Below are 23,845 nucleotides of genomic sequence, written 5' to 3'. Positions count from 1 at the left end.
GGTGTCACCGAAAAGAGTTTTTGTCAAGGATGTCAGTCTTGTCGGTGGGCCCGGTTCGCCAGGGCCAGCAAGCGGGGCACCACCTGCGGGGCCGCCTCGAGCGGGACGACGTGCCCGACCCCCGGCAGCACCACGGACGTCCCGTTCCGCACCGCGCCCGCCAGTTCCTCGACGTCCGCCGTGGGTACGAGCCGATCGCGCTCCCCCACGATCGCGATCACCGGCACGGCGCCGACCTGCGACAACGCGGATTCCCGGGTGTAGGCGTCCAGTGCGGGCCGGAACGCGGACACCGTCTGCGGCCAGTTGCCGCGGATCATCCGCACAGTCAGTTCGACGTCGGCGGGCACCGGGTCGTCCCCGAAGAGCCACCACCGCAGCCCGGCGGTCACCGCCTTGCTCGTATGCTCCCGCACCAGGCCGATCAGCTTGGTCCCGAAGACCATCTCCAGGTCGCGGCCTAGTTTGCCGAGCGCGTTCGGCCAGATCGCGTCCGGGGTGACACCGCCCGCCGACATGGCGAGCAACCCGATGCCCGCCACCCTCGCCGCGAAGACGTCGGGGTGACGCTGGGCGAGCGACAGGATCGCGAGGCCGCCCATGTCATGACCGACCAGCACGACCTTGCCGCCGGGGACCACCTTCTCCAGCACCTCGGCCAGATCGTCGGCGAGCTGTCCCATGGTCGCCGACGCGGCCCGGACCTCACCGGATTCGCCGTGCCCGCGCTGGTCGTAGGCCAGCACCGAGAGCGATTCCTCCGCGGCTTCCGTCAGCACCGGCGCGATGGCGCGCCAGCTCCGCCTGTCGAGGGCGTACCCGTGGAGGAGCACCACGGTCACCGGCGCCGACGGATCACCCCAGCGCTCGAAGTGCAGGGGTGTCCCGTCGGCGGCCAGCAGACCGGGCATCAGGCCGAACGGAGGAAGCGGTCGAGCACGCGCACGCCGAACTTCAGCGCGTCGACCGGGACGCGCTCGTCGACTCCGTGGAACAGCGCCGAGAAATCGAGGTCCGCCGGCAGCTGCAGCGGGGCGAACCCGAAGTTGCGGATTCCGAGCGACTGGAAGGACTTCGCGTCGGTGCCGCCGGAGAGCATGTACGGGAGCGTGCGGGCGCCCGGGTCCTCGGCGAGGACCGCGTTGGTCATGGCGTCGACCAGGGCACCGTCGAAGGTCGTCTCGACCGGCGGCAGCTCCATCCACTCCTTCTCGATGTCCGGGCCGAGGATCTCCTCCAGTTCGGCGTTGAACGCCTCGAGACGGCCGGGAAGGATCCGGCAGTCGACCGACGCCTCCGCGACCGAGGGGATGACGTTCGACTTGTAGCCCGCGGTGAGCATCGTCGGGTTCGCCGTGTCGCGCAGGGTCGCGCCGATCATCCGGGAGATGTTCCCGAGTTTCGCGACGGAACCCTCGATGTCGTCCTCGGGGAAGTCCCAGCCGGTGATCTCGGTGACGCCGTCCAGGAACTCGCGGACGGAGTCGGTCATGACCAGGGGGAAGCGGTGGTTGCCGAGCCTGGCGACGGCCTCGGACAGCTTGGTGACGGCGTTGTCGCGGTGGATCATCGAGCCGTGACCGGCGGTGCCGCGCACCCGCAGCTTCATCCAGCGGATGCCCTTTTCGGCCGTCTCGATGAGATAGGCGCGGACGTTGTCCTTCAGCGTGATCGAGAAACCGCCGACCTCGCTGATCGCCTCGGTGACACCCTCGAAAAGCTCCGGCCGGTTCTCGACCAGCCACTGCGCGCCGTACTTGCCGCCCGCCTCCTCGTCGGCCAGGAACGCGAAGACCAGGTCACGCGGCGGGACGATCCCGTTGATCTTGTAGTGCCGGGCCAGCGCGAGCGCCATCCCAACCATGTCTTTCATATCGACAGCGCCACGGCCCCAGACGTAGTCGTCCTGGATCGCGCCGGAGAACGGGTGGACCGACCACTCCGAGGCGTCTGCGGGGACGGCGTCGAGATGACCGTGGATCAGGAGCGCGCCACGCGAGGGGTCGGCGCCCGGCAGCCGGACGATCACGTTGTGGCGGTTCTTGCCGCCCGACTCGACATAGGTGATCTCGTAGCCCGCGTCGGTGAGCTTCTCCGCGACGTACTCCGCCGCGGCGCGTTCACCGACCAGCGTGTCGGGGTCCCCCGTGTTGGTGGTGTCGATGCGGATCAGTTCACTGGTGAGGGTGACTGCCTCTTCGGCGGCTGCTTCGATCAAATTCGGTTCGGTCACCAGGCATTCCTACCATTGGTGGAGCCCGCCGACCCGCTGCCACCGTGTGATGGACTGCGTGTGAAGACCCACGTCGGGGCCGGCCCTCAGAATCGGTAGCGGAGTATGCGGGTTCCTTGACGGGAAAGGCCTGTGTTCAGGCTCATGAGACGGGTGAGCGCGCGGAGGGGTTGGGGGAAGTCGGTGACTTCCGGGGCGCGCGTGAGGAGTTGTTCCTCGGTCAGGGTGAGGGCGGCGTCCCAGGTTTCGGGTTCGTGTGGGTCGTCGAAGCCTTGGGCGGCGGTGATGCCGAGGGTTTTGATGGTCGGGTGGTATTTCATCGCCCACGCGGCGAAGCGGGTGTAGCCGTTGAGGGCGAGTTCGCCGGTGGGGAAATGTGTGGTCAAGGCGCGCGTCATCCGCTGAAAGGTGTCGCCGGGCATGAAGGGCAGCAGGCCCTCGGCGACGATCATGGCGGGCCGGTCCCTGGGCAGCTCATCGAGCCAGCCGGGTGTGGTGAGGTCGGCACCGAGGAGCCGGGATCGTTCCGGGAGGAATTGAGGGCGCAGGCTGACAATCTCGGGAAAGTCGATGTCGTACCAGTCGACGCCGGCGGGCGGGTCGCAGCGGAACACCCGTGTGTCGAGTCCGCAGCCGAGGTCGAGCACGATGGCGTCGGGATGCTCGGCGAGGAAGCCGATGACAGCCTGGTCCAGTTTCTTCGCGCGGAGCGCGGTGCTGCAGACGAGGCTGGGTTTGACTTTGAGTTCGGCGAAGTCGTAGTCGATCTTCTCGGCCAGGTCGGCGGAGCGGGTGTCGCCGAGGATCGGATGGGGCAGTTCGCTGTCCAGGGCCCTGGCGTAAAGGGTCAGCAGGAGGGTCTCCTGGATCGGGTCCAGGGCGAGGCGCTGGCGTTGCATAGCGGATGCGTCCTTCAGGTCTTCAGTGGGTTTTGGGCGGCGATGTCGCGCAGCCAGGTCAGGGACCGCTGGGCGGTGCGGATGCGTTCGGCGCGGGGCCCTTCGCCGCCGGCGAGGGCGAGGCCTTGTTCGGCGATGTCGCCGAACGCGGCGAGGCTGTCGAGTTTGCGTTGGATCACCTTGTGCCACGCGTCGTCTTCGATGCGGTAGTACGCGGTGCGGTCACCGGGAACGCGGACCTTGCGGATGAGCCCGATGACGGTGAGGAAACGCATGTTCGAAGTCAGCGACGCGCGGCTTGCCTGGATCGTCTCGGCGATCTCGCCGGCGGAGCGCTGGGGCGGGTCGCAGATCATCAGCAGGCCGAGGATCCGGCCGGTTATCGGCGGGAGCCCCCACTCTTCCACGCAGAAGGTGGCTACCTGCTCCACCCACTTCAGCACCTCGTCCTGGTTGTCCTGACCTGGCATGGCGCCCTCCTCGGCTGCTCGTCGGCCGTCACTGTGTCATGGCGGCCACCGACTCACGGGCAGGCGGCGGAGTGACGGCGGCCGGGCGGGCCTGGCGGGGTATCCACCTCCGGCAGGTACAGGTCACCGGCACACCGGGTACCCAGGCTGTTGAACATCACCGGCTCGGGCCGCAGGACCATCTCCGTCACCTCTCAGCCAGACTGTTGCTAGCTATTTCAGTCTCGACTGAAATAGCTGACATGTCAACCCGGTCTCTGGAGCCACGCGCCGAACCGAGTTCGCCGAACCGCGCTGACAGACGAAAGCCTCCGGTCGGTGAAGCCGTCTGGGAACCGCTTCATCGACCGGAGGCCTTCGTGCCCCACGGACCCGGCTGGGCCGAGGAGTCAGGTGAAGATCACGTCCGAGCAGGAGTAGAAGGCCTCGCCGGAGTCGGGCCAGTGGCGTTGCCAGATCGAGTAGATCAAGTGCCTGCCGGTGCGCCCGCCGGGCAGGTTCGCCTTGAGCTGGTAGGCGTTGCCGGCGATCGGCGGGTTGTCCTGCTTGTAGAACGGCGTGGCTTCCAGATCGGACCACTTGAGCGGTTTCGTCGGGTCGTAGCCCGGCTTGGTGACGTACAGCTCGAAGGTGCCCTCGTGCGCGGCGGTCAGCTGGTACCGGAAGGTGTACGGGCCACTGCCCGGCAACGTGGTCGCCGGCCAGTCGGCGCGGGCCAGGTCGAGCCCCTTGTACTTGTCCCGGCCGGCGCTGCACAGCTTGCCGTCCGGGATGATCTCGCGGCTGCGGCCGTCGGCGTCGCCGATGTTGACCTCGTCCCAGTCGTAGATCGGCCAGCTGTCGCCCACCGCGATGGCGGCCTTGCACGCGGCGGACTGCGGGTTCTCCGGATCCTCCTGGAAACATTGCATGATCCGGCTGATCGGGTCGCCCATCGAGCCGTGCGCGAGGGCGGGGACCGCGGTGAACACCGAGACCGTGCCGAGCACGGCGGTCATTATCGCGACTTTGACAACGGAGCGGGAAAACTTCATCGCAACGTTCCTCTCATGAGAGGTCTAGACCACACCACGGTAGAGGTCCCGGCGCACCGGCCTGTAGGCCCGAAAGTCGGGCGCGGCGAATTCGCGCATGACCGGCAAAGCGGCAGTTTTGACGCACAGGGGTCACAATCGCACCGCATTCTGTGACACTTTGACGGGCTGTGTCCCGCAGCGATAGCGCGAGAAGGGAATCTGCTTTGTCCGGAATGCTCAACAGACGCAAGGCGCTCGCTCTCGGTGGTGGTGCCGCACTCGGCGTCATGGCCGCCGGTACCGGCACGGCTTCCGCCGCGACGGGATGGATCCGGCTGCCGATCGTCACCGCCAACATCGGCCGCGACAACCTCGGGGCGCGCGAAGCCGCGATCGACGCCGTCCGCAACTGCGACTCCCAAGTGCGACCCCTGGTCGGCTGGCAGGAGATCAACGAGGGCGACACCGGTGAACCCGCGATGATCGACCACTACTTCGGGCCCCTGTACAACAACGCGTTCCTGCGGCACGAATCGTCGTTCCGGGTCCCGATCTCGATCCCGCAGCCGTGGGAGGTGGCGAGCGCGAAGACCACGTATGTGCACGGCGGCATCACCGGGGTGACCCCGCCGCGCTGGATCAACGAGGTCGTGGTGCGGCACCAGAGCTATCCGACGCTCCAGTTCGCGCTGATCAACTCGCACTACATCGCGAACGCGTACAACGGCGACCAGCGCGCCGACCTGCGCGACGAGTGGAACGAGCACAAGAGGATCCACGCCAGTCGCGTGCTCGCGCACCACAACGTCGGGCGCCTGGTCTTCTGGACCGCGGACACCAACAACCCGAACTACTACAAGGCCACCGGCCTGGACGCGGAGCGCCGGTGCTTCGGCACCGGGATCGACCGCATCAACTGGCTGGCGGGCAACGGCGTCGTCCAGGAGCAGTTCATCGACACCAAGACCGTGGACATGCGCGTGGACGGGCACGACGCCCGGGTCGCCGTCTTCCAGGTCCGCCTGGCCTGACGGCACGCACGGGCCGGGCGCCGCACCGCCCGGCCCGTGCACCTGACGCGTCAGCTCGTGGCGTCGATGAGGTTCCGGATTTCGGCGATGCCCCTGGCCACCCGGTACGGCGACTCCGTGCCCACGGAGACGCGGATGTGCCGGTCGCACGACTCACCGTAGGCGATGCCCGCCACCACGCTGACCGCGCTTTCCCGCAGCAGCCGGGTGGCGAACTCCATCGAGTCCAAAGTGGACCTTCCGAGCGAGGCGAAGAGGTAGAAGGTCGCCGAGCCGGGCAGGGTCTCGATGCCGATGTCCGCGAGCTGGCCCGCGACCTCGCGGCGCAGGTCCACGACGCGCCGGATCTGCGGGCGGGTGATGGCCAGGATGTCGTCGAAGTGCTCGGCGAGATACCAGGACAGGATCGTCGGCGCGCAGGTGATCAGATGCTGGTTGATCTTCAGCACCTGATCGATCAGCGTGCGATGCGCGATGAGGTAGCCGACCCGCCAGCCGGAGACGCCGTAGTTCTTGGACATCGAGTTGACCGTGACGGTGTGCCGCAGCTCCGGGTCGAACGAGCCACAAGCCCGGAACGGGGTCTCCGGCGGCACGAACTCGTGGTACGCCTCGTCCGCGATCACCACCAGGCCCCGCGCGTCCGCCAGGTCGTGCACGAACTCCAGTTCCGCGTCGGTGTGCACTCGGCCGGACGGGTTGTTCGGGTTGTTGATCACGATGGCCCTGGTACGCGGCGTGACGTAGCGGGCGAAGTCGAACACGCTCACGTCGTGCGGCACCAGCACCGGAACGCCGCGGCAGAGTCGCACCTGTTCCGGATAGCTCAGCCAGAACGGCTCCGGGATGATCACCTCGTCCCCCGGCTCGAGCAGCGCCAGCAACACCATGTAGATCGCCACCTTCGAACCGGCGGTGACGACGATCTCGGTGTCCGGGTCGACCGGGACGTCGAAATCGGCCCAGTACTCGGCCAGCCGCTGCCGCAGCTCGGGCAGCCCCCGGGAGTGCGAGTAGTGATGGAGGCCGTGCCCGGCCAGGTCGTCGAACCGGGGCAGCGGCAGGTCGAAGAACGCCTCGCCGAGCGAAAGCGTGATGATGTCCTGCCCGGCCGCGCTCAGCTCGTAGACCAGGTTGTTGTACTGAATGGACAGTGCCTGCGCCGCGTTGTCCACAAGGGACGACGGGCGGATCGGCGACGCGGTTCGGACGATGGACACTGGACTCGCTCCCCTACACGATCCTGGTCTGGCCGGTACCCCAGACGACGTTCTTCACGGTGGTCAGCGCGGTCAGCCCGATCGGACCGCGGATGTGCAGTTTCTGGGTGGACACGCCGATCTCGACGCCGTAGCCGAACTCGCCGCCGTCGGAGTAGCGGGTCGAGGTGTTGACGAACACGCTGCCGGAGTCCACTTCGCGGGCGAACCGGCGGGCCACGTCGATGTCCCGTGCGACGATCGCCTCGGCGTTGGACGTGCCCCACCGGTCGATATGCGCGATCGCCGCACCCACGTCCGGCACCACCCGGACGGCCAGCACCAGGTCGAGGTATTCGGTACCCCAGTCCTCCTCGCTCGCGGCGACCGCCTTGGGCCAGACCTCGCGGACGGTCGCGTCACCGCGGATCTCCACCCCCGCGGCCGACAGTTCGTCGAGCACTTCGGGCAGCCAGTCCCGGGCGAGTTCCTCGTGCACCAGCAGGGTTTCCATGGCGTTGCACACACTGGGCCGGGAGGTCTTGGCGTTGACCGTGACCGCCGTGGCCATCTCCAGGTCCGCCGAGTGGTCGATGTAGACGTGGCAGTTGCCGGCGCCGTCGATCACCGTGGGCATGGTGGCGGTTCGCTCGACGGACTCGATGAGCTCCGGCCCGCCGCGTGGTACCAGCAGGTCGACGAACTCCTTGGCGCGCATCAGTTCCCGAGCGGCGTCATGAGACGGGTCGGTGAGCAGCTGGACCGCGCCGGCGGGCACCTCGTCGTGCCGGGCGATCGCACTGTCCAGCGCCGCCATGATCGCCGTGTTCGTCGCCATGGCCATCGAGGAGCCGCGCAGCACCGCGCAGTTGCCCGACTTCAGGCAGAGCGCGGCGACCTCGGCGGTGACGTTGGGCCGTGCCTCGTAGATCACCGCGACCACGCCGATCGGCTCGCGGACCCGCTCGATCAGCAGGCCGTTGGGCCTCGTCCAGCCCTCGACCACCTGGCCGACGGGATCGGGCAGGTCGGCGATGGTCCGGATGGCCGAGACCAGGCCCGCCATCCGCCGCTCGGTCAGGGTCAGCCGATCGACCAGTGTGGCCGAAACGCCGTTGTCACGGGCGGCGGCGACGTCCGTCTCGTTGGCCGCGACGATCCGCTCCCGGTGCTCCTCGATCGCGACGGCCATGTCCAGCAGCAGCGCGTTCTTGCGCGCGGTGGTCAGTCCTTTGAGCTCGGTCCACGCCTCGGCCGCGGCGCGGCAGACGTCGGTCACTGACATGGCGGATCCTCCATGATCGGTACGTAGTCGCCACCGTCGACGACGGGTGCGGTCGGCGGGCGGCCGGGCTCGACGGCGCGGCTCAGCGGGCCACGGGCGAGCGGTCGCCCGTGCTGGTCACAGATGTCGACCACGTCGCCGGGCGCGACGGTGCCGTGGACGGCGGCGATGTGGTGGTGGCACACGGTTTCACCGCGGATGACGACCTCGGTGCCCGCCGGGGTGCAGTGCAGCGCCCCGACCGGCGGGGTCCGGAAGGCGCGCCAGAGCGTTCCGATGCCGGGAGTCGCGCCGGTGACCGCGCGCGGGTGGAACACCGTGCCCGCCGGACGGCCACCGTGCGCGGCGACGAGCACGCCGGGGTCCGCGCTCTCCGCGATGACCGTGCGCACCCCGCTGATCGTGGCGATCCAGCACGCGCCGAGCTTCGTCACCATGCCGCCGGTGCCGCCGTCGCCGATCGCGCCGCCCGCCTGCCGTTCGGTCTCGGCCGTCAGCACCGGCACCTCCTCGATGCGCCGGGCGCCGGGGGCCAGCTTCGGATTGCGGTCGTAGAGACCGGGCACGTCGGTCAGCAACAGCAGCAATTCGGCCTGGAGATAGCCGCTGAGCAGCGCGGCGAGCACGTCGTTGTTGCGCACGCCGAGCGCGTCGTTCTCGTTGACCACCGGCACCATGCCCAGCGCCAGCATGGTGTGCAGGGTGTGCCCGACGCCTCCGCCCCGCTCGTCCTCGACCAGGTCGGGCGGGGTGAGCAGCAGCTGGCCGGTCTGCACGCCGCGTTCGGCGAACGCGGCCTGGACGGCCGAGTACAGCGGAGACTGGCCGAGCGCGGCGGACACCTGCAACGCCGCCGGATCGTCCACGGCCAGTGCGGGATGCCTGCCGCGCCCGATCGCGATGGCACCGGACGCGAGCAGCACCGGACGCAGACCCGCGATGAGTCCTCTGTGGACGATCTCGCACAGCCGGTCGAGCTTGACCGCGTCCAGCCTGCCGTCCGTGAGCAGCGAGGACGTGCCTATCTTGAGCACCACCCGGCCCCCCTGCGGCGCCAGATCCTCGGTCGGCGGCGCGGTGGCGGGCAAGCTGTTGGTCGACATGGGGCAGATGCTCACCGCCGTCGATGTACCGCCGATGTGCTCGCGATACTCCGCCGGTGTTCCGCCGGGGCCGGACGAGGCGCCACAGCACACCTGCATCGCCGGAACATCGGCCGTACATCGGATCCGGCGACGCTCTCGGCATGACAGCAGAACTCCAGCTGGCCGACACGGCGACCCTCCCCCTCACCGAGTCCCAGAAGGGACTGCTGGTGGTGGACAGCCTGGTGCCGACGAAGCAGATCTACAACCAGGTCATCCAATTCGACCTCGACCCGGCCAAATGCGCCGGTCCGCTGGCCGAGACGGTGACCCGGGCGCTGGTCGCCCTGGTCACCGTCCAGCCGGCGCTGCGCCAGGTGTTCCGGCTGCATCCGGACATGCACGCCGTACTGCGGCCCCCGCCCACCCCGGACGAGCTGCCACTGGAGTCGATCTCCGTGCCGCCGTCCGAATACGCCGCCACCCTCGCCACGCTGGGCAGGGAAATCGGCCGCGCGCCGTTCGATCTGACGACCGGACCGGTGCACCGCTTCGGTTTCGTGCGCGCCACCGACGACAGTGCCGCGGCGATCCTGATCTGCGGGCACCATCTGGTCGGCGACGGGGTTTCCATGGGCCCGATCGTGCGAGACCTCGACCGCGCCCTGGCCGGCCCGATCGATGTGGAAACGCTGCGGGTGAGCCGGGAAACCGCGCTGGTGAAAGAACTCAACGCCCAGAACCGGGCCGCGGGCTCGGCGCGGACGGCCGAACAGGTGACCACCTGGGCCGAGCGCCTGCGCGAAGTCCCGCCGCTCGTGCTGTACCCGCGTCCCGACCGTCCACAACGGACGGAGTTCGCCGGGCAGCGGATCTCGTGGACCCTCGGCGAAACCGATTCCGAGCGATTCCAGGCCACCTGTAAACGGCTCGGCGTCAGCCCGTTCGCGGTGTTGTCCGCGGTGTACGGCACGGTGTTGGCGCGGCACGGCGGCGTGAACCGGGTGCTGATCGGCAGCCCGTTCACCGCGCGACGCACGATCGGCTCGTACGACCTGTGCGGATTCTTCGTCAACACGTTGCCGGTCACCGTCGACGTGGACTGGACGCGCACCGTCGACGAACACCTCGACAAGACCGTCCGTGCCGCGGTGGACCACTGCCGCGGCGCGGTGGACGTCCCGTTCAACCAGCTGGTCGCGCAGGTGCGGCCGGACCGGCAGAGCGACCGCAATCCCCTGTTCTCCTGCATGCTCGCCATGCAGGACACGTTCGACCCGGCGACCGGGACCGGCGCGGTGGTCGGCGCGTACGAGCCGGGCAACGGCACCGCCAAATTCGACCTGTGGCTGGGTGCCACCCTGGTCGACGGCCGGTGGCTGCTCGAACTGGAGTACGACAGCGCGCTGATCCCGCCCGCGGTCGCCGACGGGCTGTTGAACTCGATGCGGACCGCCCTGCGCCGGACGGTGTCCGACGGCACGCTCACCCTCGCCGAACTGTTCGACGACGCCTCGGCCGTGCGAAGCCGGCGCCACGACGGGTATCCGGCGGAGGTGCCGGCGCCGACCCTGTACGAGTGGTTCGCCGAGACCGCACGCCGGACTCCGGACGCGGTCGCGGTCACCGAACCCGGCCGCACGCTCACCTACAGCGAACTTTCCCGTACCGCCGAGCGCATCGCCTCCGGGCTCGCCGGCCGCGGGGTCGGCCCGGGCGACGTCGTCGGGCTACGGCTTGATTCCCTCAGCGAGACCGTCACGTCGATACTGGCGATCCTGCGGCGTGGCGCGACCTACCTGCCGCTGGAGTCCAGCTTGCCCGCCGACCGGTTGTCGTACATGGTGCGGCAGTCCCACTGCCGGGTGGTGATCGGCTCCGGTGTCACGTTGCATGGGGTCGAGGTCGCTCCGCACGCCGCTTTCGAGTCCGATGTGGACAGTGCGAACGCCGCGACGGCGGAGTCCCCGGTGTACGTGATGTTCACGTCCGGCTCGACCGGCCTGCCCAAGGGCGTGCTCATGGGGCACCGGCCGCTGCTCAATCTCGCCGCCTGGCAGATCTCCGCGCTGGACATGACCGCGGACAGCCGATTCCTGCAATACGCGCCCGCCGGTTTCGACGTGTCGTTCCAGGAGATCCTGCCCACGCTGCTGGCCGGGGCGACCGTGGTGTCGCGTGAACCCGCCGACCGGCGCGACTTCCCCGAGCTGGTGCGCCGGGTCGCCGACACCGAGGTGACCCACCTCTACCTTCCGGTGGCGGCGCTGCGCCCGTTCGTGCAGTCCGTGCGAGTGCACCTCCCGGCACTGCGATACCTGTGCGTGTCGGGCGAGCAGTTGCTGGTCGACGACGAGATCCGCGCGTTCTTCACCGACCATCCACAGTGCACACTGGTCAACCATTACGGGCCGACCGAGACCAACGCCGCGACCACATGGCGGCTGACCGCGGCCGACCCGCCGTGGTCACGCCACGTCCCGATCGGCTTGCCGCTGCCGAACGTGACCGCGCACGTCGTCGACGAGACCGGTCATCTCGCGCCGGCGGGTGTCGCCGGCGAGCTGCTGCTCGGTGGCCACGCGCCTGCCGAGGGGTACGTCAACGACCCGGAGCGCACCGCCGAGCGGTTCCTGCCCGACGGTTTCACCCCGGGCGAAACGCTCTACCACACCGGTGATCACGTGGTGCGCGACGAAGCCGGTGCGCTGATCTTCCTCGGCCGGAACGACACCCAGGTGAAGATCCGCGGTTATCGGGTGGAACTCGGCGAGCTGGAAGCCGTGGCGACCGGATTGCCGGACGTACGTCAGGCGGTGGCCGCGGTGCGCGGTGACGGGATCGATCGACGGCCGTTGCTCTTCCTGCTGCCCGAACCCGGCGCCGCGCCGGACCACGAGCGGGTCCGGGCCGCGCTCACCGAGCGGCTGCCGTCGTACATGGCACCGGCGGAGATCGTCGACATCGAGTCCGTGCCGACCTCCCTCAGCGGCAAGACCGACCGGGCGGCGCTGGTGGCGCTGGCCGAACGGCTGAGCGCGCAGCGGGCGGTGGAACCCGCACCCGCCGCCGAGTACGCCGACGACCTCGAGCGGGAGCTGGCGGGCATCTGGGCCGAGGTGCTCGGCGTACCCCGGATCGAACGGGACCGTCCGGTGCTGGAGTACGGCGCGCACTCGCTGAACATCTTCACCGTCGTGGGCCAGGTGCAGGAGCGGTACGGCGTGGCCGTGCAGCTGGTCGAGTTCTTCCGCTCGCCGACCGTGGCGACGCTGGCAGCGCTGGTCCGGCAATGACCGAGCCCGTACGCGAAGAGCCGCCGAGCAGGCTGGTCACCCTGGTACGCCGCAAGGATCGGCCGGTCTGCGTGATGCTGCCCGGCGCGGGCGGCGGGCTGAACCCGTATTTGCGGCTGGCTTCCCACCTCGGCAGTCGCTACAGCGTCTACGCCGTGCGGGCGGCCGGGCTGGTACCGGGGGAACCGCCGGAGGACAGCATCGCGGCGATGGCCGAGTCCGCCCTGTCCGCGCTCGGCGACCGCACCCCCGCGCTGGTGTTCGGCTGGTCGCTGGGCGGCACCGTCGCCTGGGAGATGTGCGTACGGCTGGCCGACAAGGGGCCGCGGCCGGATCTGGTGATCGTGGACAGTTCGCCGCTGCCCCGGCACGCTTCCGCCGAGGACGACGAACGGATCAGGAAGCTCATCGTGGCCGGCCTCGGCCCCCGGCCGGACGAACACACCGTCGCCAGGGTGGAGCGCACCTTCCGAGCACAGGTGCACGCGCTCGCCGGGTACGCCACGGAGCGCGAGTATCCCGGGCGGGCGCTGCTGCTGATGTGCACGGAGGCCGACGACGGCATCTCCGGCCGGACCGTGGCGCTGCGACGGTGGTGTGAGCTCGCGCCGGACCTGCGGACGGCGACCCTGGACGCGGGCCACTACGAAGTGTTCGAACCGCGGCACCTGGACCGGCTCACCGGTGAGGTCGACGCCTTTCTCGGACTGGAGCGGGAATCGTGACCTCCTTGGCCGAGACGTACGACCGGCTCTGGTCGCCGCTGCTGGAGACGTTGCGGGCGGACGCGCTGGATTGCCTGCAGGCCAACCTCGCCGTGCTGGCCGACCGGCACGGCGGGGCGGGCGCGCATCTGTCGCTCGGTGCCCCGCTGCGATTCGATCTCGAGCCGGGGCCGAGGGTGGCCGCCTCCCTGCCCTACCGGCTGGCCGCCGCGCACGAGACGCTGGGCCTGCGAGTGGAGCGACGCTGGGACGGCATCGACGGGGCGCGGCTGCGGGCGCTGGCCGACGAAACCGGTCCGCTGTACGTGATCGCCGACGCGCACGGCCTGACGTGGACGCCATATGCCGGCCGCCGCCACACCGAGCACACGTTCCTGCTGTCCACATCGGACACGGTGGTCGACGCCTACCACGACGAGACCCCGTGGGGCCCGTGCCGTCCGGGCGTGTGGCGGCTCTCCCCCGGCGAACTGGACGCCATGCTGCCCGCCGCGACCGCCTTGCAGTTCGCCGTCGAACCGGTCGCCGAGCGTCCGGACATCCTCGCCGCCAACGCCAAGGCGATGGCCGACGCCGTCCCCGCCATCGAGGCCTATCTCGCGGCGGACCACGGCGAGGGCCTGGTGCTCGACATCTGGCTGCTGGGCCGCTCGCGCCTGCTGCACGGTGCCTGGCTCGCCCGGCACGACCGGCCGAGCCCCGAGGTCGACCAGCAGGCCCAGGCCTGGCTCACCCTCGCCTCGAAAAGCTATGTGGCCTCGCGCCGGTCCCGTACCGGCGCCCCGGGCACTGCCGTGCTCGACGACCTCGGGCGCCTTCTCCACGAGGACGTCGCCATCGCGGCCCGGCTCGCCGCCCGGCACACCGCCCGCGCCGCGGTGATCGCCGCAATCCAGGACGTGCTGCGGATCGACGAGCCCACCGTGCGCGCCGCCACCACCCTGCGCGAACTGCCCAACTACAACTCGTTCGGGCTGGTCGAGATCATCGAACGCGTCGAGTCGCGGCTGGCGGTGGTACTCGGCGACGAAGACCTGACCCCTCAGGTTTTGCAGGACATCGATTCGCTGTGCGCGACCTTCGCGCGGCTGGCCGCGGGCTGACCCGCCGGCGACGATCCGGGTGGTCCGTGCCGAGCCATGGTGCGAAGAAGACGTAACTCGCGTGATCGAGCACGTGACTCGCGTGCTTGGGGACGTAACTCGCGTGCGGGGAGGCGGTCCGTCTCTGATCACGCGAGTTACGTGCACGATCACGCGAGTTACGTCTCTGGTCACGCGAGTTACGTCTCTGATCACAGGGGACGGCGTCACCGCGCGGCGTCGGTCACCTCGGCGGCAAGGCGGCGCCGGTCGATCTTCCCGCTCGCGTTGACGGGCAGGACATCGACGTGGTGCACCGCGGCCGGGACCATGTACTCGGGGAGGCGGCGAGCGACGGCGGCGGTCAGCTCGCCCGCGTCGACCGGCTCCCCGGTGTGCAGAGCGTGCAGCACGGTCTGGCCACGCGCCGGCACGGCGATCACCACGGCGTCCCGCACTCCCGGATGCTTCCGCAGCACGGCCTCGATCTCGCCCAGTTCGATGCGATAACCGCGGATCTTGACCTGATCGTCCAACCGTCCGATGTGGACGAGTTCGCCGTGTTCCCGCCGGACGCGGTCTCCAGTGCGGTACCAATCACCGTCCCGCGGCGTGCCGTCGGCCACGACGAACGACGTTTCGCCGCGGAAGAACCGGCCCTGGTCGTCGGCGGGGTCGAGGTAGCCGTCGAAGCGCTGTCCGCCGCGAACGCACAACTCGCCGTCCTCGCCGGCGCGGCCGTCTTCAGTGACCAGCACCGCGTCGAGCGCGTCGTGCACCCGGCCGATCGGCACGGTTCCGTTGGACGTGTCCGGCCACGCTCCGGGATCGACGGGTAGCCGGTACGCGGTGACCGTGACGGTGAGTTCGGTGGGACCGTAGGCGTTCTCCAGCACGCTGTTCGGTGCCGCGGCGGCCCAGGCCCTGGCCTGCTCCATGGTCAGCTGCTCGCCGGCGAAAACGCTCCAGCGCAGATCCGGCATCGCGCCGGGGCGCAGCCCGCGCAGCCGGCCGGCGAGCGAAACCACCGACGGCACCGAGTACCAGTGGGTGATCCGCTTGCCGGTGACGAACCGGGCCGGGGTGAGCACCTCCGCGTCGGAGGGCACCACCAGGGTCGCGCCGGTGCTCCACGAGACGAACAGGTCGAACACCGAGGGGTCGAAGGTCAGGTCGAAGGTCTGGGAGAGCCGGCAACCGGGCGCGACCGCGTACCGCTCGACGCAGTGCGCGAGATACCCGGCCACGTTGCGGTGCCGGATCGGCACGCCCTTGGGCGTTCCGGTCGAGCCGGAGGTGAACAGGAGATACGCCACGGCGTCGGGATCGCCGTCGTAGGGCGGGTTCCACGGTTCGGGCAGCCGCTCGGGCCAGTCGCCGAGCAGGGGCAGCGCGACGGCGCCCGTGCCGTCCACCACCTCCGCGGCGTCCGCGTCGTCGACCACGACCACGTCCACCCCGGCCGCCGCGCAGATCGTGCGGTTGCGGTCGGCCGGGAACTTCGGGTTGAGCGGGACGACGACCGAACCGAGCCGTAGCGCCGCGAGATAACCGGCGTAGGTGGCGAGGCTGCGCGCGGCCAGCAGCCCGACCGCGCGCGGACGCCTGCCCGCCGCCCGCACCAGCCCGGCCGCCAACCTGTCGGCCAGCAGCCGGAGCTCGCGGTAACTCAGCGCGTCCTCACCGACCTCGATGGCCGTCGCACCAGGGCATCTCCGGACGGTGTCGAGGAACCAGCCGTACAGCGTCCCTTGTGGATCGATCACTTCTCGCCGCTTTCCCCGGCCGGGGCGTCGGCCTCGGCGATCGCGGCGGCCGTGATCACCCGCAGGAAGGGGTAGATCATCAGCAGGCAGACCACCGCGAAGACACCGAACGCGACCTGAAAGCCGAACAGCTCCGCCAGACCGCCCGCGATCGCCGCCGACACCGGGAGCATGCCCCAGGACAGCAGCCTGCTCGCCGCGCTGAACCGGCCCAGCAGCTCGTTGGGCACCAGCGATTGACTGATCACCCGGGAGTTCACCGTCCACATCGTCCCGCCGACGCCCGCGAAGAACGCGGCGACACCGACCGGCCAGACACTGGCGGGCGTACCGGGCACCACCGCGGGCACCCCGACCATCAGCACCGTGCCGACGATGTCGGCGAACATCGCCCAGCGCCGGCCGATCAACCGGTTGACCGGGCCGACCAGGACCGTGCCGAGCACGCCGCCGGCGCCGAGGCTGGTCAGCAGGAATCCGTACTGCGCGGGTGTGAGACCGAGCGGCCCGCCGACGGCGTACGCCGGGATGAGCGCGTACCAGGCCGCCCAGCAACCCGCCATGCCGGTGATCAGCGCGGCCATCGTCCGCAGCAACCGGTGCCGCCACAGGAACGACAGCCCCTCGCGGATCTCCTCCCTTGCCGGACGGCGCTCCTTGGCCTGCTTCACCGCGAAGTCGCCGACCAACATGGTCAGCAGCACCGCGCCGAGCAGGTACACCGCGCCGCTCGCGCCCAGCGCCACGGCGAATCCGGCGGCGACGAGGAAGCCGCCGATCGGCGCGCCCACGAAACTGAACGTGACGTATTCGGTCGCGGTGAGCCGCGCGTTCAGCGATTGCCATCGGCTTTTCGGCGTCACCGACGGGATGATCGACATCGCGGACAGCTGCGCGACCACCTCGGAGACACCCAGTACCAGTGCCACGGCGAGGATCAGCGGCAGGTTGACGACCCCTGCCGCGACCGCGATGAGCATCACCGCCATCGCGGCCATCCTGGCGAACTCGGCCCCGACCATCAGCGAGCGCCGGTTCTTGCGGTCCACCAGGACACCGATGTGCAGGGCGGTGATCAGCCACGGCAGCGTCAGCATGATCGCCACCGCGGCGATCAACGCCGGTGAATCGGTGACCGTGGTGGCCAGCAACGGAAGCGCCACCCGCATCACGGCGTCCGCGGTGTTGGTCGTCCCGGTGAACGAGATCAGCAGCCACTCGTTGCGCCGCGGCGACGATCGGGGCTCGGTCGCGACGGCGGGCACGGTCGAGGGTCGCTCGGACACAGCTCCTCCAAGTTCACACTGATTGCGTTGCGGTGGCGCGGAGTCGCACGATCTCGCCGGCGATCTCCGCGATCACCGGGGGCCGGAGGATGCCGTAGTGGTCGGCCTCGACCCGGATCAGGTGCGGCGAGGCGGTGAACTGGCTGGTCCACTGGTCCACCTGGTGATCGGTCAGCTCCGCCCGGACGAGCAGCGCGGGAACCGCGAGCGGCCGTTCGTTGAAGTACGAGCCGACGGCGTCGGTGTGCCGGTTGAACGTCGTCCAGCGCTCGAGGAGCATCGGCACCGACACCGGTTGCCCGCTCGCCGTGGCCAGCCGGGCGGCCAGCACCCGCATCGCCAGCTCGGGATCCCCCGGCGTGGTCCGGGCGGGCGTGCCGTCGAGGGTCGCGCCGAACGTCGCCGCCATGTTCTCGGCGAAGACCTCGTACACCACGGCGTCTCGCACGTCGGTGGGGATGTCGTGCCGGACCGGTGGTGTCGAATCGAGCAGCACCACCGGTGCCGGGGCGCCTGGACCGGTCGCAGACATCTCGAACGCGATCTGCCCGCCCATCGACCAGCCGCCGAGCACATCGGGGCGCAGGTCCTCGGCGTCGAGATCGGCGCGGAACCTCGCCGCCATCGCCGGTATCGAGTCCAGCGGCGTGCGTTCCTGCGATGCCGTGACCCGCCAGTCGGACGGAAGTTCGGCCACCAGCTCGTGGTAGTCCCGCACAGTGCCGCCCGCGCCGGGCAGCAGATGCAGATGCGGGCCGTCGCCGTCCCGCAGGACGACCAGAGTGCTGCCGTCGTCGGCGTGGGCGCCGCCATCGAGTTGCTCGGCCGCCCGCCTCGGGGTCGGCTCGGTGAGCCACCCGGTGATGTCCAGCGTCACGCCGCTTTCCGACTCGAGGGCCGACGCGAACTGGACGACCTTGAGCGACCGGCCGCCGGTCGCGAAGAAGTCTTCGTCCGCTCCGGTCGGCGGAGTGCCGAGCACCTCCGTCCAGACCCCGCGGACCTGGTCGAGCGCCGCGGACTCCGGCATCTCCGTGGTGTCCAGATCGGCCGTCGTGATGGTGTGTTCCAGATAGGCGGGCGCGGTCCTGGAGCCGACTTCGATGGTGCCCACCGGCAACTCCGGATCGAGGCCGCCCTCCGCGAGGACCCGGTCGATGTCCTGGAACAGGCGTCGCGCCGTCGAATGGTCGAACCGGCCGACGTTGTACTCGGACTCGACGATGTACTCGCCGTCGAAGTCGAACACCCCGAACCCGAGGTCCGTACGAGCCGCCCGGTTCGGCGCGCGCTGCAGCTTCAGCTCAACGTCGCCGAGGCGCAGCCCGACGCCGATCGATCCGTACCAGGTGACCAGGAGCGGGATCGCGTCCCGCAGCCGGGCCTGCGCCGATTCGGTGAGCGCGCCGTACACCACGGAGAACGGCACGGTCTGATGGGCGAGGCTGTCCCACATCCCGTCGCGGACCCGCTCGACCACCGCGCCGAACGAGTCGCCGTCCTCGACGACGGTCCTGGTCACCAGGACATTGGCCAGATACCCGACCAGCGCTTGGTCCTGTGGCGTCATGCGGTTGGCGCTGACCAGGCCCGTGCACACCTCCGATCCGGCGCCGCCACGGGCGAGCACCGTCTGGAACGCGGCGAACAGCACGCTGAACGGTGTGGTGAAGTACCGCTTCGCGAGCTCGCCGATGCCGTCGACGGCCTCCTTGCTGAAGACGTACCGGACCATCCCGCCCTTGTTGCCGGTGCCGGTGTAGGTGTGCCGGTCGGCGACCAGGGTCGTGGTCACCGCGCCGTCGAGCTTCTCGCGCCAGTACTTCAGGCTCGCGTCCCAGCGGCCGTCGGCGCGGGCGGCGTTCGAGGCGAGGATGTGCTCCCGGAACGACACCGGGGGCTCGGCGCCGAAATCCGGCTCCTCACCGGCGACGGCCGCCGCGTACGCCGTGGCGAAATCGTCCATCAGCAGCTGCATCCCCCATCCGTCGATGAGGGCGTGGTGGACGGTCACCAACAACTCGTGCTGATCGCCGACGGTCACCGCCACCAGCCGTGCCGCCGGCGCGACGTCCAGCGCGAGCGGGCGCTCCTGGATCTCCCCCGCGATCGACCTGAGCAGGGATTCCACCGGCACGGAGCCGGGATCCTCGATCACGATGCGCTGCGGTTCGACGTCCACATGGTCCACAATGGACACCATGATCGCGCCGTCACGGTGGTGCAGGCTCGCGCGCATCGCCTCGTAGCGGTCCACCACGGCCTGCCAGGCGACCCGCAGGGCGTCGAAGTCCAGCGGCCGGTCGGCCTTCAGCGGCCAGGTCTGGTTGTAGACGGACTTGTTCTTGGCCCTCTGATGGATCCACCACAGCATCTCCATGAGGGCACTGGCCGGGAACATGCCGGTGTCCGTCGCGACGGGAGCGTTCAACGGGAAGTCCTTTCCGGTGTTCAGCGGACGATCGGCTGGATCTCTTCGGTCAACCCTTTGCGATCGACCTTTCCGTTGGCGGCCAACGGGATGCTGTCGCGCTGGTGGTATCCCCTCGGTCGCATGTAGACCGGGAGGTCCTCTAGCAGGCGGACGAACTCGCGCTCGTCCACGGGATCGCCCGCGTAGACGGCGTGCAGGTCCACTTCGCCGTCGGCGGCGGTGAGCGCCACCACGACCACCTCGGCGATCGACGGATGCCGCCGCAGCGCCGACTCGATCTCGCCCAGCTCGACCCGGTTGCCCCGGACCTTGATCTGGTCGTCGACGCGGCCGAGATGGACCAGCTCGCCGCTCTCGCGGCGCACCCGGTCACCGGTGCGATACCAGTGCCCGTCGGTCAACGGCTCGGCACCGTCGTAGACCGTGCCCTGCTCGCCGTCGAAGGCCAGGAAGCGCCCGGCGTTCTCATCGGGGTCCAGGTAGCCGGGGAAACGCTGCGGGCCGCGTACGCACAGCTCGCCGTCCTCGGTCTCCCGGAGCTCCTCGTCGAGCAGGACGTAGTCCAGATGCGGGAAGAGCTCACCGATCGGCATGGACCGGTTCGAGGTGACCGGCCAGTCGGCGCGTGCGGCCGGCACTTCGTATCCGGTGCAGATGACGGTCAGTTCCGTTGGGCCGTAACAGTTGTGGATGGTCGCGTTGGGTGCGGCGGCCCGCCATACCTCGACCTGTTCGAGGTTCAGCGGTTCGCCGCCGAACATTCCCCGGCGCAGGTTGGGCATACTGCCCGGCGCGAGCGCCCGCAGTCTGCGCGCGAACGAGATGATCGACGGCACCGAAAGCCAGTGCGTGAGCCGCTTCTCGTTGACGAAACGCACAGGCGCGAACACTTCGCTGTGCTGCGGGACGCACAACGTCGCACCGGTCCCCCAGGTGGCGAAGAGCTCCACGATCGAACCGTCGAAGAAGAGCTCGAAAGTCTGCGAAACCCGGCAGTCGTCTGTGAAGCCGAACCGGCGGATGTTGTCCTCCAGCAACGAGGACACACATCCGTGTGTCACCGGGACACCTTTCGGGCTCCCCGTCGAGCCGGACGTGTAGATGATGTAGGCGACGTCCCCGTCGCCGGAACCGATCTCGGGCAGCGGCTCGCCGCCTTCCAGCAGGCCACGCCACCGGTCACCGGTCAGGTCGACGATCGGGATACCCGACTGCCGCGGATACTCCGGCAACTGCTTGGCGGACGTGTCGTCGACGATCGTCACGTCCAGGCCCGCGTCCTTGGTGATCGCCAGGTTCCGCGCGACCGGCGCGCCCTGGTTGAGCGGCACCACGGCCGCGCCGACCCGCTGGATCGCCAGGTAGCCCACGTAGCTCGCGAGGCTGCGCGAGGTCAGCAGGCCGACCCGCTCCGGTCGTCTGCCCGCGGCCGACACCAGGCGCACCGCCATCCGCTCGACGGCGGCTCGCAGTTCGTCGTAGGTCAACGTGAGCCCGGCGACCTCGATCGCCGTCGAGGAACCGTGAATCGCCACCGAATCGTCGAACCAGTCGAAGAGTCTGCGGGTCGTCATCGCGTGCCCCCGTCCTGACCGGCGGCGGCCAGATCGGCCAGCCAGTGCTTCAGATCGGCGACCGTGTGCAGATCGACCAGCCGGGTGGCGTCGATCTCGGCGTCGTCGTCACCCGCCACATCGACCGCGAGACGCAGCAGGGCCAGCGATTCCAGCCCCGCGTCGAGCAAGGGCGTCGAGTCGTCGAAGGTGAAGGTCGCGTACCGCGTGATGATGGCGTCGAAATCGACAATCGTGTCACTCATGGGCATTTCTCCATGGAGCCGGGGCTTCGTCACCGAGACCATCGCCGCCGCGGCTGTTCTCTCGATGTACTCGGGTTCTACGGCCGTTGTTGCCGTCACTTCACCTGGCGGCCGGACTTCCAGACGTCGGTCACGTGCGCGGGATCGGCGAGGACATCGATGTCCAGCACCGGATCCGCGTCCAGCAGGAGTACGTCCGCGTCGTAGCCGGCCAGCAGCTGCCCGGAGCGCGGTGCCTGCGGTCCGAGGGTGGCGGGCGCGGTGGCCGTGGCCATCTCGATCGCCTCCAGCGGCGCGGCTCCGCCCTTGACCATCAGCGAGAGCTCGATTCCGCCTCTTCCCCATTGGGTCGGCCGATCGGGGCCGGTCATGGCGAGGTCGGTACCCAGCGCGATGGTCACGCCCGCCTCGCGGGCCAGCGCGATCGCGTCGAGATGCCGTCCGGCCACCTCTTCCAGCTTTCGCTTGGCATAGGGCGGAACCAGATCGCTGGTGAGCAGGAGGTGCATGATCGCGCGGGTGGGCACCAGGATCGCGCCCGTCTCGCGCATCGCCGCGGCGGCTTCGTCGTCGAGATAGGTGCCGTGCTCGATGGTGCGCACCCCCGCCTTCAACGCGGCCATGATGCCCGCCTTGCCGTGGCAGTGCGCCGCGACCACGCGCTCGGCCTGCCCCGCCACCTCGACGATCGCGGCCAGCTCGGCATCGGTGAACTGCTGATGGTGCGGATGGTCCACTTCGGACAGAACACCGCCGGAGGCGAAGACCTTGATCAGCTTCGCGTTGTTGCGCAACTGCTCGCGGGCGGCCCGCGCGCATTCGGCCGGTCCGTCGGCAAGCCGCAACTCCCCGCCGAGATGGCCGAAGTCGTTGATCCACGGAACGGGGAAGCCGTGAATGTCGCCGTGCCCACCGGTGGTCGACAAGGCCGTACCCGCGCTGTAGATCGTCGGCCCCTCGATGGTGCCCTCGGCGACCGCGCGGGCCAAATGGATGCCGAGACCGCCGACCTCGCGGATGGAGGTGAAGCCCGAGTCGAGGCAGGCCCGCAGGTCCGACACGCACCGAGCCGACCGCAAGGCGATCGGCTCGTGCATCAGATCGTGCAGGTCCGCACTGCGCAGGCCCATGAAATGCCCGTGACAGTCCCACATTCCGGGCATCACGGTATGCCCGCGGGTGACGTCGGCGCCGGGTGTCGCCGGCGCCCCGTCACGCGGACCGGCGTAGCGGATCCTGTCGCCGTCGACGATCACGACACCGTCCATGATCGGCGTGCCGCGTCCGGGAATCAGTTGGGTGGCTTCGATGCGTTGCTGCATGCGGGCCAGAGAAGCAGACCGCGAGCGGTTCGGTCACGCGGCGACGATTGCGCACCGCGGATCGCCGCTCGCGGAAATATGATCGTCAGGCACGGGTGAAGGTCATGACCCAGTTGACCTCCCAGCTCTCCCCGCCGTCGACCGAGAAGGCCTGCTCCCAGCGGGCCGAATCCTCGGTGATGTCCGACCAGACGAACCGCACCCGTACCGGCGTGTCACCCTCGGTGTCCTCGCCGTAGAAGACGCCGTGTCCGTCAGTGAAACTGCCGAAGACGGGCGGGAAGAGGCGCCCGGTGTCGCTGCTCGACCAGTTCAGCGACCATTTGCGGGCGACCGGGTCGAACAACCGCAGGGTCAGTCCCCGCACACCGTCGGGGAAAATGATTTCATCGACGTTCGCCTTTCCTTCGAAAAGGCTCCAACTCTTCGCGGGCGCGGTGAACTCCACCCAATCGTCGCTACCGGCGAGCCGCTTTGTCAGACGGCGGTTGAGGACCGTCCACGAGCCTACGAGGAAATCGAAATCACCCATGCCGCAACGGTATCACGCCATCAAGAGGCGTCCGTGCCCGTCGAAGACGCCGATGCCCCGCGGCGAAGGCCTGTCGGGCCTTCGCCGCGGGCGGGGCGGCTAGGGGGTCATCGAGGGGCTAGGCAAGGTTGCGTGATGACCGGATAACAGGAGCGACCTTGCCGAAGAGGGCCGGCGCGGGCCGAGCGTCCATAAAGGACGCTTTCGCAGCCTGAAGTGACCGATTTGGGAACTCTACGTATCTTCGCGCGGGTCGTGAGTGGCAAGTGGGGTTCTATTGAGCCGACGGTCAAACGTGGCGTGTTCTCGGGCGGCCCGATGATGGGATGAAGGCTCCCTTCGCCGCGTCTAATGCGGTGAAAGGA

Annotated in this window: 20 protein-coding genes; 4 read left to right on the top strand and 16 right to left on the bottom strand. The window is 69.4% G+C overall.

Annotation, left to right across the window (positions count from 1 at the left end; all coding sequences use genetic code 11):
• Positions 1 to 32: 32 nt before the first annotated feature.
• From ACIRGA_RS32265 to ACIRGA_RS32240, 6 genes are all read right to left on the bottom strand, one after another.
• Positions 33 to 911 carry an alpha/beta fold hydrolase gene (locus ACIRGA_RS32265; RefSeq protein ID WP_400948220.1) on the bottom strand — a complete coding sequence of 293 codons (879 nt, stop codon included), beginning with the start codon at positions 909 to 911 and terminating at the stop codon, positions 33 to 35.
• Positions 911 to 2,233: a M20/M25/M40 family metallo-hydrolase gene (locus ACIRGA_RS32260; protein WP_400948217.1), complete on the bottom strand. Its 1,323-nt coding sequence runs from the start codon at positions 2,231 to 2,233 to the stop codon at positions 911 to 913. The genes ACIRGA_RS32265 and ACIRGA_RS32260 overlap by 1 nt, the downstream gene beginning before the upstream one ends.
• A gap of 86 nt (positions 2,234 to 2,319) precedes the next feature.
• Positions 2,320 to 3,132, bottom strand: a complete 813-nt coding sequence (locus tag ACIRGA_RS32255) for a class I SAM-dependent methyltransferase (RefSeq protein ID WP_400948215.1) — start codon at positions 3,130 to 3,132, stop codon at positions 2,320 to 2,322.
• Between the two features lie 14 nt (positions 3,133 to 3,146).
• Complete coding sequence (locus ACIRGA_RS32250) at positions 3,147 to 3,602, bottom strand: GbsR/MarR family transcriptional regulator (RefSeq protein WP_400948212.1); 456 nt, start codon at positions 3,600 to 3,602, stop codon at positions 3,147 to 3,149.
• Between the two features lie 53 nt (positions 3,603 to 3,655).
• Entirely contained in the window at positions 3,656 to 3,784 is a 129-nt protein-coding gene (locus ACIRGA_RS32245; protein WP_400948209.1) for a hypothetical protein, read from the bottom strand.
• 207 nt (positions 3,785 to 3,991) lie between these two features.
• A complete protein-coding gene (locus tag ACIRGA_RS32240) occupies positions 3,992 to 4,636 on the bottom strand; it encodes a lytic polysaccharide monooxygenase (protein WP_400948206.1) in 645 nt (214 codons plus the stop codon).
• Positions 4,637 to 4,851: 215 nt separating this feature from the next.
• On the opposite strand from ACIRGA_RS32240, the gene ACIRGA_RS32235 reads away from it, so the two are divergent.
• Complete coding sequence (locus ACIRGA_RS32235; protein WP_400948203.1) at positions 4,852 to 5,649, top strand: hypothetical protein; 798 nt, start codon at positions 4,852 to 4,854, stop codon at positions 5,647 to 5,649.
• A 50-nt stretch (positions 5,650 to 5,699) separates the two neighbouring features.
• Here the strand turns inward: ACIRGA_RS32235 and ACIRGA_RS32230 are convergent, their stop codons facing one another.
• From ACIRGA_RS32230 to proB, 3 genes are read right to left on the bottom strand one after another with little or no spacing between them, the layout of a single operon-like run.
• Positions 5,700 to 6,869 (bottom strand): pyridoxal phosphate-dependent aminotransferase, encoded by a 1,170-nt coding sequence (locus ACIRGA_RS32230; protein ID WP_400948198.1) that lies wholly within the window; start codon positions 6,867 to 6,869, stop codon positions 5,700 to 5,702.
• Between the two features lie 13 nt (positions 6,870 to 6,882).
• Positions 6,883 to 8,133 carry a glutamate-5-semialdehyde dehydrogenase gene (locus ACIRGA_RS32225; RefSeq protein WP_400948194.1) on the bottom strand — a complete coding sequence of 417 codons (1,251 nt, stop codon included), beginning with the start codon at positions 8,131 to 8,133 and terminating at the stop codon, positions 6,883 to 6,885.
• Positions 8,124 to 9,236: a glutamate 5-kinase gene (gene proB / locus ACIRGA_RS32220; protein ID WP_400948191.1), complete on the bottom strand. Its 1,113-nt coding sequence runs from the start codon at positions 9,234 to 9,236 to the stop codon at positions 8,124 to 8,126. The genes ACIRGA_RS32225 and proB overlap by 10 nt, the downstream gene beginning before the upstream one ends.
• 143 nt (positions 9,237 to 9,379) lie before the next feature.
• On the opposite strand from proB, the gene ACIRGA_RS32215 reads away from it, so the two are divergent.
• From ACIRGA_RS32215 to ACIRGA_RS32205, 3 genes are read left to right on the top strand one after another with little or no spacing between them, the layout of a single operon-like run.
• Positions 9,380 to 12,514 carry an amino acid adenylation domain-containing protein gene (locus tag ACIRGA_RS32215; RefSeq protein ID WP_400948188.1) on the top strand — a complete coding sequence of 1,045 codons (3,135 nt, stop codon included), beginning with the start codon at positions 9,380 to 9,382 and terminating at the stop codon, positions 12,512 to 12,514.
• Entirely contained in the window at positions 12,511 to 13,239 is a 729-nt protein-coding gene (locus ACIRGA_RS32210) for an alpha/beta fold hydrolase (protein WP_400948184.1), read from the top strand. The genes ACIRGA_RS32215 and ACIRGA_RS32210 overlap by 4 nt, the downstream gene beginning before the upstream one ends.
• The gene (locus tag ACIRGA_RS32205; protein WP_400948181.1) at positions 13,236 to 14,342 is read left to right on the top strand and encodes an acyl carrier protein; all 1,107 of its coding nucleotides are present in this window, start codon (positions 13,236 to 13,238) and stop codon (positions 14,340 to 14,342) included. The genes ACIRGA_RS32210 and ACIRGA_RS32205 overlap by 4 nt, the downstream gene beginning before the upstream one ends.
• Before the next feature lie 206 nt (positions 14,343 to 14,548).
• Here ACIRGA_RS32205 and ACIRGA_RS32200 read toward each other — a convergent pair whose 3' ends face one another.
• From ACIRGA_RS32200 to ACIRGA_RS32170, 7 genes are all read right to left on the bottom strand, one after another.
• Positions 14,549 to 16,087 carry an amino acid adenylation domain-containing protein gene (locus tag ACIRGA_RS32200; RefSeq protein WP_400948179.1) on the bottom strand — a complete coding sequence of 513 codons (1,539 nt, stop codon included), beginning with the start codon at positions 16,085 to 16,087 and terminating at the stop codon, positions 14,549 to 14,551.
• The gene (locus ACIRGA_RS32195; RefSeq protein WP_400948176.1) at positions 16,084 to 17,373 is read right to left on the bottom strand and encodes an MFS transporter; all 1,290 of its coding nucleotides are present in this window, start codon (positions 17,371 to 17,373) and stop codon (positions 16,084 to 16,086) included. Before ACIRGA_RS32195 ends, ACIRGA_RS32200 begins: the two co-directional genes overlap by 4 nt.
• Positions 17,374 to 17,386: 13 nt before the next feature.
• Positions 17,387 to 19,804: a condensation domain-containing protein gene (locus ACIRGA_RS32190; protein ID WP_400948174.1), complete on the bottom strand. Its 2,418-nt coding sequence runs from the start codon at positions 19,802 to 19,804 to the stop codon at positions 17,387 to 17,389.
• Between the two features lie 20 nt (positions 19,805 to 19,824).
• Positions 19,825 to 21,381: an amino acid adenylation domain-containing protein gene (locus tag ACIRGA_RS32185; RefSeq protein ID WP_400948172.1), complete on the bottom strand. Its 1,557-nt coding sequence runs from the start codon at positions 21,379 to 21,381 to the stop codon at positions 19,825 to 19,827.
• Positions 21,378 to 21,626, bottom strand: coding sequence for a phosphopantetheine-binding protein (locus tag ACIRGA_RS32180; protein WP_400948169.1), 249 nt, complete (start codon positions 21,624 to 21,626; stop codon positions 21,378 to 21,380). Before ACIRGA_RS32180 ends, ACIRGA_RS32185 begins: the two co-directional genes overlap by 4 nt.
• A gap of 95 nt (positions 21,627 to 21,721) precedes the next feature.
• A complete protein-coding gene (locus ACIRGA_RS32175; RefSeq protein ID WP_400948167.1) occupies positions 21,722 to 22,948 on the bottom strand; it encodes an amidohydrolase family protein in 1,227 nt (408 codons plus the stop codon).
• 85 nt (positions 22,949 to 23,033) lie between these two features.
• Positions 23,034 to 23,480: a hypothetical protein gene (locus tag ACIRGA_RS32170; protein ID WP_400948164.1), complete on the bottom strand. Its 447-nt coding sequence runs from the start codon at positions 23,478 to 23,480 to the stop codon at positions 23,034 to 23,036.
• Positions 23,481 to 23,845: the final 365 nt, after the last annotated feature.

It is taken from the genome of Amycolatopsis sp. NPDC102389 (assembly GCF_044765885.1).
Lineage (GTDB): Bacteria > Actinomycetota > Actinomycetes > Mycobacteriales > Pseudonocardiaceae > Amycolatopsis.
The sequence above is the reverse complement of the archived record's forward strand: the minus strand, read 5'-3'. Positions and strand labels throughout refer to the sequence as shown.

Bases quoted from the DNA above. Each gene is read 5' to 3' on its own strand.
- ACIRGA_RS32215 (WP_400948188.1), top strand. From the start codon at position 9,380: ATGACAGCAGAACTCCAGCTGGCCGACACGGCGACCCTCCCCCTCACC.
- ACIRGA_RS32180 (WP_400948169.1), bottom strand. From the start codon at position 21,626: ATGAGTGACACGATTGTCGATTTCGACGCCATCATCACGCGGTACGCG.
- ACIRGA_RS32210 (WP_400948184.1), top strand. From the start codon at position 12,511: ATGACCGAGCCCGTACGCGAAGAGCCGCCGAGCAGGCTGGTCACCCTG.
- ACIRGA_RS32225 (WP_400948194.1), bottom strand. From the start codon at position 8,133: ATGTCAGTGACCGACGTCTGCCGCGCCGCGGCCGAGGCGTGGACCGAG.
- ACIRGA_RS32265 (WP_400948220.1), bottom strand. From the start codon at position 911: ATGCCCGGTCTGCTGGCCGCCGACGGGACACCCCTGCACTTCGAGCGC.
- ACIRGA_RS32185 (WP_400948172.1), bottom strand. From the start codon at position 21,381: ATGACGACCCGCAGACTCTTCGACTGGTTCGACGATTCGGTGGCGATT.
- ACIRGA_RS32175 (WP_400948167.1), bottom strand. From the start codon at position 22,948: ATGCAGCAACGCATCGAAGCCACCCAACTGATTCCCGGACGCGGCACG.
- ACIRGA_RS32255 (WP_400948215.1), bottom strand. From the start codon at position 3,132: ATGCAACGCCAGCGCCTCGCCCTGGACCCGATCCAGGAGACCCTCCTG.
- ACIRGA_RS32170 (WP_400948164.1), bottom strand. From the start codon at position 23,480: ATGGGTGATTTCGATTTCCTCGTAGGCTCGTGGACGGTCCTCAACCGC.
- proB (WP_400948191.1), bottom strand. From the start codon at position 9,236: ATGTCGACCAACAGCTTGCCCGCCACCGCGCCGCCGACCGAGGATCTG.
- ACIRGA_RS32245 (WP_400948209.1), bottom strand. From the start codon at position 3,784: ATGGTCCTGCGGCCCGAGCCGGTGATGTTCAACAGCCTGGGTACCCGG.
- ACIRGA_RS32235 (WP_400948203.1), top strand. From the start codon at position 4,852: ATGCTCAACAGACGCAAGGCGCTCGCTCTCGGTGGTGGTGCCGCACTC.
- ACIRGA_RS32240 (WP_400948206.1), bottom strand. From the start codon at position 4,636: ATGAAGTTTTCCCGCTCCGTTGTCAAAGTCGCGATAATGACCGCCGTG.
- ACIRGA_RS32250 (WP_400948212.1), bottom strand. From the start codon at position 3,602: ATGCCAGGTCAGGACAACCAGGACGAGGTGCTGAAGTGGGTGGAGCAG.